7 protein-coding genes and 1 pseudogene are annotated in these 8,756 nt (G+C 64.9%); 2 read left to right on the forward strand and 6 right to left on the reverse strand.

Annotated elements, in window-relative coordinates; all coding sequences use genetic code 11:
* The first annotated feature begins 70 nt into the window (after positions 1 to 70).
* Together ACUY1T_RS18075 and ACUY1T_RS18080 are read left to right on the forward strand one after the other, a co-directional pair.
* Complete coding sequence (locus ACUY1T_RS18075; protein WP_446024970.1) at positions 71 to 1,552, forward strand: NAD-dependent succinate-semialdehyde dehydrogenase; 1,482 nt, start codon at positions 71 to 73, stop codon at positions 1,550 to 1,552.
* A 53-nt stretch (positions 1,553 to 1,605) separates the two neighbouring features.
* The gene (locus tag ACUY1T_RS18080; RefSeq protein ID WP_446024971.1) at positions 1,606 to 2,931 is read left to right on the forward strand and encodes an NAD(P)/FAD-dependent oxidoreductase; all 1,326 of its coding nucleotides are present in this window, start codon (positions 1,606 to 1,608) and stop codon (positions 2,929 to 2,931) included.
* Positions 2,932 to 2,956: 25 nt separating this feature from the next.
* On the opposite strand, the gene ACUY1T_RS18085 is transcribed toward ACUY1T_RS18080, so the two are convergent.
* The 6 genes and pseudogenes from ACUY1T_RS18085 to ACUY1T_RS18110 all read right to left on the reverse strand — a co-directional run.
* Positions 2,957 to 4,276, reverse strand: a complete 1,320-nt coding sequence (locus tag ACUY1T_RS18085) for an erythromycin esterase family protein (protein ID WP_446024972.1) — start codon at positions 4,274 to 4,276, stop codon at positions 2,957 to 2,959.
* A 77-nt stretch (positions 4,277 to 4,353) separates the two neighbouring features.
* Positions 4,354 to 5,028 carry a zinc metallopeptidase gene (locus ACUY1T_RS18090; RefSeq protein WP_446024973.1) on the reverse strand — a complete coding sequence of 225 codons (675 nt, stop codon included), beginning with the start codon at positions 5,026 to 5,028 and terminating at the stop codon, positions 4,354 to 4,356.
* 136 nt (positions 5,029 to 5,164) lie between these two features.
* The gene (locus ACUY1T_RS18095) at positions 5,165 to 5,647 is read right to left on the reverse strand and encodes a 20S proteasome subunit A/B (protein WP_446024974.1); all 483 of its coding nucleotides are present in this window, start codon (positions 5,645 to 5,647) and stop codon (positions 5,165 to 5,167) included.
* Positions 5,648 to 5,808: 161 nt separating this feature from the next.
* Positions 5,809 to 6,891, reverse strand: coding sequence for an App1 family protein (locus ACUY1T_RS18100; protein WP_446024975.1), 1,083 nt, complete (start codon positions 6,889 to 6,891; stop codon positions 5,809 to 5,811).
* A 182-nt stretch (positions 6,892 to 7,073) separates the two neighbouring features.
* Positions 7,074 to 8,513 (reverse strand): sulfate adenylyltransferase subunit CysN, encoded by a 1,440-nt coding sequence (gene cysN, locus ACUY1T_RS18105; protein WP_446024976.1) that lies wholly within the window; start codon positions 8,511 to 8,513, stop codon positions 7,074 to 7,076.
* Positions 8,513 to 8,756 (reverse strand): annotated as a pseudogene (locus ACUY1T_RS18110) (sulfate adenylyltransferase subunit CysD); the annotation flags it as partial. The gene cysN and the pseudogene ACUY1T_RS18110, both read right to left, overlap by 1 nt.

An 8,756-nucleotide genomic window follows, 5' to 3' on the forward strand; every position in this document is an offset into this window, starting at 1 on the left:
GGCACGTCTCGGGGCAAGGCCCTTTGGCTGCTCTGGCTTCGACACCCATTACATCAACGAGGCAGCAACCATGGCCCTCCATCTCGATCGTTTCGATCTTGTACGCTCCGACAACTTCATCGACGGACAATGGCAATCAGGTGCCGCCGGTGACCAATACACCGTCAGCGATCCGGCAACCGGCGAGACCCTTGCCAGCGTCGCCGACAGCACTGCCACCGATGCACAGGCTGCCACCGTTGCAGCGCACCGCGCATTCGACAGCTGGCGTCAGCAACCGGCAGCGGTGCGTGCGCAGATCATCAAACGCTGGTACGCCCTGATCGTGAAACATACCGAGGATCTCGCCCGCCTGATCTCCCGTGAGCAGGGCAAGCCCTTGGCGGAAGCGCGCGGCGAAGTGGCGTACGGCGCCTCCTACGTGGACTGGTTCGCGGCGGAAGCGGTGCGCAGCTACGGCGACATCATCCCCGCCCCGGTGGGCAGCAAGAGAATGCTGGTGACCAAGGAACCGGTCGGCGTGGTGGCGGCGATCACCCCCTGGAACTTCCCGCTGGCGATGATCGCCCGCAAGATCGCACCGGCCCTCGCCGCCGGCTGCACCGTGGTCGCCAAGCCGGCCGAGGATACGCCGCTGACCGCGCTGGCACTGGTCGCGCTGGCGGAGGAAGCCGGGCTCCCCGCCGGCGTGCTGAACATCGTCACCTCCTCGCGCGAGCGTGTCGGCGATGTCGTGGGTGCCTGGCTGAGCGATTCCCGGGTGCGCAAGATCACCTTCACTGGCTCGACGGCGGTCGGCAAGCTGCTGGCCCGCGATTCGGCCGCCACGCTCAAGCGCCTGTCGCTCGAACTCGGTGGCAACGCCCCCTTCATCGTGTTCGAGGATGCCGATCTCGATGCCGCGGTCGAGGGCCTGATGGCCGCCAAGTTCCGCAATGGCGGCCAGACCTGCGTCAGCCCGAATCGGGTCTACGTCCAGGCGTCGGTCTATGAGGCCTTCGCCGACAAGCTGGTGGCCCGTGTCCAGTCGCTGCGCGTCGGCCCCGGCGACCGCGAAGAAAGTCAGATCGGCCCGATGATCAACGGCCGCGCCGTCGACAAGATCGAACGTCACGTGCAGGATGCCCTGGCCCGAGGCGCCACGCTGCTCACCGGGGGGCAGCGCCTGAGCGGCGGCGTCACCAGCGGACCCAACTACTACGCTCCCACCGTGCTCGGCGACGCCAGCCACGACATGGAGCTGGCCCAGGACGAAACCTTCGGCCCGGTGGTGCCCTTGTTCCGCTTCGCCGATGAAGAAGAGGTGGTGACGGCGGCCAACGATACGCCCTACGGCCTGGCCGCCTATTTCTTCTCCCGCGATGTGGAACGCATCTGGCGCCTCGCCGAGCGTCTGCAAACCGGCCTCGTCGGTATCAATGAAGGTGCGCTCGCTGCCGAGTCGGCGCCCTTTGGCGGCATCAAGGAGTCGGGCTACGGTCGCGAAGGCTCACGCTACGGCCTCGACGACTACATGGCGACCAAATACCTGTGCCAGGGCAACCTCGCCTGAAATGCGCAGGCCGAAGCGGTATAAAAAACTCGTAGTCAGGCCAGGAGAAGCCCATGCCGGCTCCATTGCTAACGATTCCATCCACGCCGGACCTGCCGCAACGCGCCGATGCCGTCATCATCGGCGGCGGCATCATCGGCGCATGTGCCGCCTATTACCTGGCTCGCCAGGGCCTGAGCGTGGCGCTGATCGAAAAGGGCCGCATCGGCGCCGAGCAGTCCAGCCGCAACTGGGGCTGGTGCCGACAGCAGAACCGTGACGCGCGCGAGCTGCCATTGTCGACCAAGAGCCTCGAGCTTTGGGAAGAGATCACCGCCGAGCTCGGTGAGGACCTCGGTTTTCGCCGCTGCGGGCTGTTCTACCTGTCGGATGACCAGGCCGAGCTGGATGGCTGGGCCAGATGGCGCGACTTCGCGATTACCCAGGGGGTCACGACCCACATGCTGAGCGCCGCCGAAGCCACCGAACGCGGCACAGCGACCGGCAAGTCCTGGCTGGGAGGCGTATTTTCGCCGACAGACGGTATTGCCGATCCGGCGCGGGCAGCGCCGCTGATTGCCAAGGGCGTCATCAAGCATGGCGGATCGATTCATCAGTACTGCGCGGCACGCGGCATCGAAACCGAGGCCGGGCGGGTGTCGGGGGTGATCACCGAGAAGGGCGTGATCAAGACCACGCAAGTCGTGATGGCCGGTGGCGCCTGGGCATCCTCCTTCTGTCGTCAGCTCGGTATCCGCTTTCCGCAGGCCTCGGTGCGCTCCTCGATTCTCTCGGTCATGCCAGGCGCCAAAGGCCTGCCCGATGCGCTGCACACGGCAGAGGTATCCGTCACCCGGCGGGGAGATGGCGGCTATACGCTTGCCACCTCGGGGCGCGCCTGCCTGGACCCGACCCCGCAGCAGCTTCGTTTTTCATCGCATTTCCTGCCGATGTTCGCCAAGCGCTGGCAGCAGCTCTCCCTCGGCGACCTGCAGGGCTGGCTGTCCGGACACGAGACGCGCAGGAAGTGGGCGCTCGATCGCCCCACCCCAATGGAGCGTATCCGTATTCTCGATCCGCGCCCATCGGAACGGATCCTGAGAGAGACCCTGGCCCGTGCACGCCGCCTGTTGCCCGCCCTGGGCAGCGTGCCCGTTCAGGCGGGCTGGGCAGGCTACATCGACAGCACGCCCGACGGCGTCCCGGTCATTGACGAGGCGGCAAACCTGCCCGGTTTCGTACTGGCAGCCGGCTTTTCCGGTCACGGATTCGGTATCGGCCCGGGCGCCGGGCGCCTCATCGCCGAAATGGTGACGGGCAAGACACCCTTTGTCGATCATCACCAGTACCGTCTGGCTCGTCTGAACAAGGGCGCCTGGGGCAAGGTATCGGAGTTTTGAGGACCGGCCGGTTCCCGCCCTGGCGTTAGACACCGAAGGGATAGGTATCCGGCACTTCTTCGGGCCGCCACAGCTCACCCTTGTCGAACGGCTCCACGGCACGGGTCTCGTCGAGGTGAAAGACGGCATCGAACTGCTGGGCCACGGAAGCCTTGAAGTAGTGGCTGATTCGCTCCGACTCGGGGCGGTAGATCACGCCGATGGCACGCTCCCACAGCGGCTCCTTCAGGGGGGCCGCACGCTCGCCGAGGGGCAGGTAGAAGTCACCGATGCCGCTGTCGTGGAACAGTCTTTCGACGCTGCCGTCCATGGAAGGCCGCACCCGGCGATGCTCCACCGGGCCACTCCAGTCATGGGCCGCGGAGACGAAGCCGGTATGGGTGGTGAAGCCCACCAGCAGTGTTTGTTCCTCACCGAAGCGATGGCGAACCAGTTGGCCGACATTGTGCTGGCCACGGTGCCAGCCCATGTCGGTGAACGAGGCATCGCCCAGGTGCGAGTTGTGCGCCCATACCACCAGCTTGCCCTGCCCACCCTGGCGGCGCAGGTGCCCGCGCAGCTCGACGATGGTATCGGTCATGTGCCCGTCGCGCAGGTTCCAGGTGTCCACTCGTGAACCGAACATGGCGCGGTAATAGTGCTCCGCATTGACCACTACGCGGGCATTCTGCTCGGCGAAGAACTGCTCGTCCCGCGAGTGCGGGCCATCCTCGCGCAGGTAGCCGGCCGACTTCTCGAGCAGGTCGGCGAGCAGGCGCACGGTGGCATCCTCGCAGATGCGGCTGAGACCGAAGGCGGCATCGTGCCCATAGCGGACCGGGTCACCGCCATGGTCGAGGCAACCATAGCCCTCGCGGGCGATTCCCGCCTGCTCCGGGTCGATGCCTTCGAGATACTCGATCACCGCTTCCGCCGAGCGGTGCAGGCTGTAGATGTCCAAGCCGTGAAAACCCACCTGCTCGTTGGCTTCCTTGCCGGCGTTGTGCTCCTCGAGCCAGCCGATGAAGTCGCGCACCTCGGTGTTGCGCCACATCCACTGCGGAAAGCGCTGGAAGTCGTCGAAGGCGGTCTTGAGTGTGTCGTCACCTTCGCCGCGAACGTAGCGGTTGAGCCGCAGCGCATCGGGCCAGTCGGCCTCGACGATTACCGCCTCGAAGCCCTTCTCGCGAATCAGGCGCCGGGTGATCTCGGCACGCATGCGGTAGAACTCGGCCGTGCCGTGGGAGGCCTCGCCGAGCAGTACCAGCGGGCGCTCACCCACCTGCTCCAGCAGGTCGTCGTAATCGCTGCTGCAACCGGCGAGCGACTTGGCATTGTCGCGGATGTAATCCCGGGGAGTCGTCATATCGCACCTCCTCCATGAAGGCCTGTGACTACACCCAGAACTTTAGGAAGCGCTCCCGCTTACGCTCAAGGAGAAGGTTATCTTCTCAATATCACCAACCACCGCCCTAAGTTGAGAATGCTCGCCAGCGACGCCGCCACGTAGGTGAAGGCGCAGGCGGTGAGCACGTGGCGGGCGCCGGGCATGTCGTAGGGCGGTACGTACTCCCTGAGCAGCGGCAGGGCGCGATTGAAGCTGGCATCGAACTCCACCGGCAGGGTCACCAGGTGCACCAGCGCTGCCGTGCCGAAGCTGATCACCGCCGCTGCGATGACGATGGCCAGCCCTCCGGGCAGCCGGGTCAGGATGAACAGGAAGGGGGCGGCCATCATCAGCAGGGCACCGAGCTTCTCGGCCCGCTGCGCCACGCCGACCATGCGCGCCCGGGCGGTCAGCGGTGCATAGCCTTCATGGTGCTGAATGGCATGGCCGACCTCATGGGCGGCCACGGTCACTGCGGTAAGCGAACGCCCCTCGTAGTGCTCGCGGGAGAGCCGCACCCGTCGCGCCTCCGGGTCGTAGTGATCGCCCTGCTCCGTCATCTCCACCTGAACGCCTTCGATGCCCAGGCGGCGCAACAGATGGTCGGCCAGTTCGGCGCCGGTACCCGGATAGTCGTCACGACCGCGGGAATGGCGCGCCAGCACCCATTTGGCCCAAGCGTTGGGCAGCAGGAAGATGGCCAGCAGAAAGGCAATCAGCAGCACGATCATGGCGTTTCGGGTCTCGTTTCAGCGTCTTGAATTTGGACCAAGCCTAACCTTTTCGCGTTCATGCGTCGCCTGTACCCGGGCCCCAAACGCCACAGCCCCGACCAGGTGGCCGGGGCTGCGTTATGCAGTGCAACATTCAGGTGGTTGCAGGCATCGCCTCGGCATCTCGCATCAGCGCCTCGAAGGGCACGCCGGCCCTGGTCGCTGGCGTGACGGACTGCACCTCACCCCCGCTATCGTGATCGCGGGTCTTGGCATACTCCACCGCCTCGACGGCGCTCTTGCCGTGATCGATGGCCGCCAGGGCCCACTTCCAGCCGGTGCCGTAGGCAACGGGGCCCTTGACCGGGATGCGTACCAGCTTGTTGAACATTTCGTAGACGCCATCGGGGCCGGCAATGATCATCTCGACCCGCGTCACGTGCGGCTTGTCGTTGCGCGGAGCACCTGCGTTGAACCACTCCATGACCTCCCACCACTCCTGCTGCTCGCCGGCGAAGGCGACCCATTCGCCGTTGTCGAGCTGGAACAGCTTCTGCGCATGGTTGTAGGTCGAGCCATTGACACTGATCAGCGAATCCGTCGCGAGCGTCGTTCCGTCCCATACGATTGTGGTCATGCTGAGTACCTCTGTGTAGATCAGGCGCAGGCTTCAACGACGAAGCCCCTTGCGTCAGGCGCAGAGTAAAATCGAAAAACGCAAGAAATCGACACACAGGTTAACGATGCCGCAACCCTATCCATGCCTTCATCAGGCGGCGGAGCCGACGCCAAATCGACCTATCGGTCCGACTCACGGCGCACCTTCTCCACCCCCTCTTCGGCAATCAGGCCTTGAGCAAAGGCATGCTCCGCCATGGCCAGGCTATCGTCGGCCAGCACCAGGTCGCAGCCGGTGTGGCGAATCTCGTCGCGCAGCATATCGATGGCACGCTCACGCTCGGGCTTGCGCTCGACCCGGCGGATATACACTGCTCGAATACGCTCGGGATACTCGTGCACGATGCGCGCGTAGACCTCGGGATCGTGCTGGCCGCTGTCACCGATCAGTACGCAGGGCAGCTCATCACGCATCGACAACAGGTGCTGGATCAGCTCGTACTTGTGATCCTCGGCGCGACGCGGCCAAGGCTTGCGCCAGGAGATGCCCCACTCGCGCAGGAACAGGATCGGGCCCACGGGTATGCGATTGAGCTGGAAGAACTTCTCGAGCATCTCGTAGATGCTCCAGGGGCCGCGCGAGACATAGAGGATGGGGCGCCGGGCCTTGCCGCTGCTGCCGACATGCAACGCCTGGTAGAGCGCCGCCACCCCGGGAAATGCCATGCGCTGATGGGCCTGCTTGGCGAACAGGCGAAGCAACATGCGCAACTTGTTGGCCACGCCGGTGTACATCACCGTATCGTCGATGTCGCTGATCACCAGCAGGTCGGCCTCGGCGGGTGGAATGTATATCTCGGTAAACGACTGCACCGGCTCCACGCCAGGTAGCACCACGTGCAGTTGAGCGTGATGCCAGGCGGTATCCGACGGCAAGGGATGGTCGAGTGGCAGGTGAACGTCGAAGTAGCCGTCGCGGTCGGTGGTAACGGTGGTGACGTTGTCGCCCAGGCTCACCTCGACAACGACTCGCGGCAGGCCATGACGAAAGATGCGCCGGATCACATCGGCAACATCGCGTAGCATGCCGTAACGGGGAATGTAGTCGCCTAGAGCGGCCTGGCGAAACACCCGTCCCTTCAGGAAGACTTCATGCCGGGAGCCATAGCCGCGGTAAGGGTGCACCACGTAGCCACCCCGGCCCCGGTCGCGCCTCATCGGACGGGCGGCGATACGCAACAGGCGCCTGACGAAACCCGTCATTTCTTCACCTGACCTGCGTTGCCTTGCGGGGATGCTCCTGAACAGTGCGCTATCAGCCAACCCTGGCAATGCAGCATGGTCTCCTCCCTGACACTCGACAGGGCCCGGCAAGCGCCGAGCCCTGTCTCTAGTGTGGAGGATGCTGCCGCAAGATCAACCGCTCATGGTTCGCTTGGCTTATCTCAGCGCAGCAGGTCGCGTATGTCCTTGGCCTCCCAGTGCGGGAAGTGGCGACGGATCAGGGCATTGAGTTCCAGCTCGAAGGCGGCCCAATCGACCTCACGATGCGCTCGCTCTGCCGTCTCGGCAACGCTACGCACCATTCCCGCGCCCACAGTGACGTTGGAGAGCCGGTCGATGACGATGAAGCTGCCGGTACCGGGGCTCTGGTCATAGGCATCGAGCGGCACCTCGGCGGTCAGCTCGACCCGGCAGCGGGCGATGGCGTTGAGTTCGAGGCGTTCGGCCTCGTGCCGCTCCAGGGTATTGACGTCGATCTGATAGCGAATGTCGCTTACCTGCCCCGCTACCGAACGTCCGGCCAGGCGGATGTCGTACTGCCGGCCCGGTGCCAGCGGCTGCTCGTGCATCCACACGATGTCCGCATCGAAGGCATTGGTCAGGGCGATGTCGGCATCCTCGGCGACGATCCAGTCACCGCGGGAGATATCGATCTCGTCCTCGAGGGTCACGGTGACCGCCTGGCCCGGCCATGCCGCTTCCAGGTCGCCGTCATAGGTGACCACTCGCTCGACCCGGCTGGTCTTGCCCGAGGGCAGCGCCTTGACGGTAAGACCAGGACGCAGCACACCGGCTTCCAGCGTGCCGGCATAGCCGCGGAAGTCGAGGTTGGGCCGGTTGACGTACTGCACCGGAAAGCGCAGGTCGGTGAGGTTGCGATCGCGGTCGATTTCCACCGTTTCCAACAGTTCCAGCAAGGCCGGCCCCGCTTCGCCTTCATGGCGATACCAGGGCGTGCGGTCGCTGCGATTGACCACGTTGTCGCCTTCCAGCGCCGACATCGGTACGAAGTGAAGGTCATCGACCGAGAGCTGCTCGGAGAAGCGACGATAGTCGGCGACGATCTCGTCGAAGCGAGCCTGGGAGAAGTCCACCAGGTCCATCTTGTTCACCGCGATGACCAGGTGCTTGATGCCGAGCAGGTCGGCGATGAAGCTGTGGCGCCGGGTCTGGGTCTGCACGCCGTAGCGGGCGTCGATCAGGATGATCGCCAGGTTGGCGGTGGAAGCGCCGGTGGCCATGTTGCGGGTGTACTGCTCGTGCCCCGGGGTGTCGGCGATGATGAACTTGCGCTTGTCGGTGGAGAAGAAGCGGTACGCCACATCGATGGTGATGCCCTGCTCGCGCTCCGACTGCAGGCCGTCGACCAGCAGCGCCAGGTCCACCGCCTCGCCGGTGGTGCCGCTCTTCTTGGAGTCGCGCGTGATCGCCGCCAGGTGATCGTCGAAGATCATCTTGGAGTCGTGCAGCAGCCGGCCGATCAGGGTCGACTTGCCGTCATCGACGCTGCCGCAGGTGATGAAGCGCAGCAGGTCCTTGTTCTCGTGCTCGTGCAGGTACTGCTCGATGTTGTCTGCAATCAATGTCGACTGGTGTGCCATCAGAAGTACCCCTCGCGCTTCTTCTTCTCCATCGAGCCCGCCTGGTCGTGGTCGATGGCCCGGCCGCTGCGTTCGCTGGTGCGGGTCAGCAGCATCTCCTGGATGATCTCGGGCAGCGTGTCGGCCTTGGACTCCACCGCGCCGGTCAGCGGGTAGCAGCCCAGGGTGCGGAAGCGCACCCACTTCTCCTCCGGCACCTCACCGGGGGCCAGCGGCAGGCGCTCGTCGTCGACCATCACCAGC

The organism is Billgrantia sp. Q4P2, assembly GCF_052806135.1.

Bases quoted from the DNA above. Each gene is read 5' to 3' on its own strand.
- ACUY1T_RS18090 (WP_446024973.1), bottom strand. From the start codon at position 5,028: ATGATCGTGCTGCTGATTGCCTTTCTGCTGGCCATCTTCCTGCTGCCC.
- ACUY1T_RS18075 (WP_446024970.1), top strand. From the start codon at position 71: ATGGCCCTCCATCTCGATCGTTTCGATCTTGTACGCTCCGACAACTTC.
- ACUY1T_RS18080 (WP_446024971.1), top strand. From the start codon at position 1,606: ATGCCGGCTCCATTGCTAACGATTCCATCCACGCCGGACCTGCCGCAA.
- ACUY1T_RS18100 (WP_446024975.1), bottom strand. From the start codon at position 6,891: ATGACGGGTTTCGTCAGGCGCCTGTTGCGTATCGCCGCCCGTCCGATG.
- ACUY1T_RS18085 (WP_446024972.1), bottom strand. From the start codon at position 4,276: ATGACGACTCCCCGGGATTACATCCGCGACAATGCCAAGTCGCTCGCC.
- cysN (WP_446024976.1), bottom strand. From the start codon at position 8,513: ATGGCACACCAGTCGACATTGATTGCAGACAACATCGAGCAGTACCTG.
- ACUY1T_RS18095 (WP_446024974.1), bottom strand. From the start codon at position 5,647: ATGACCACAATCGTATGGGACGGAACGACGCTCGCGACGGATTCGCTG.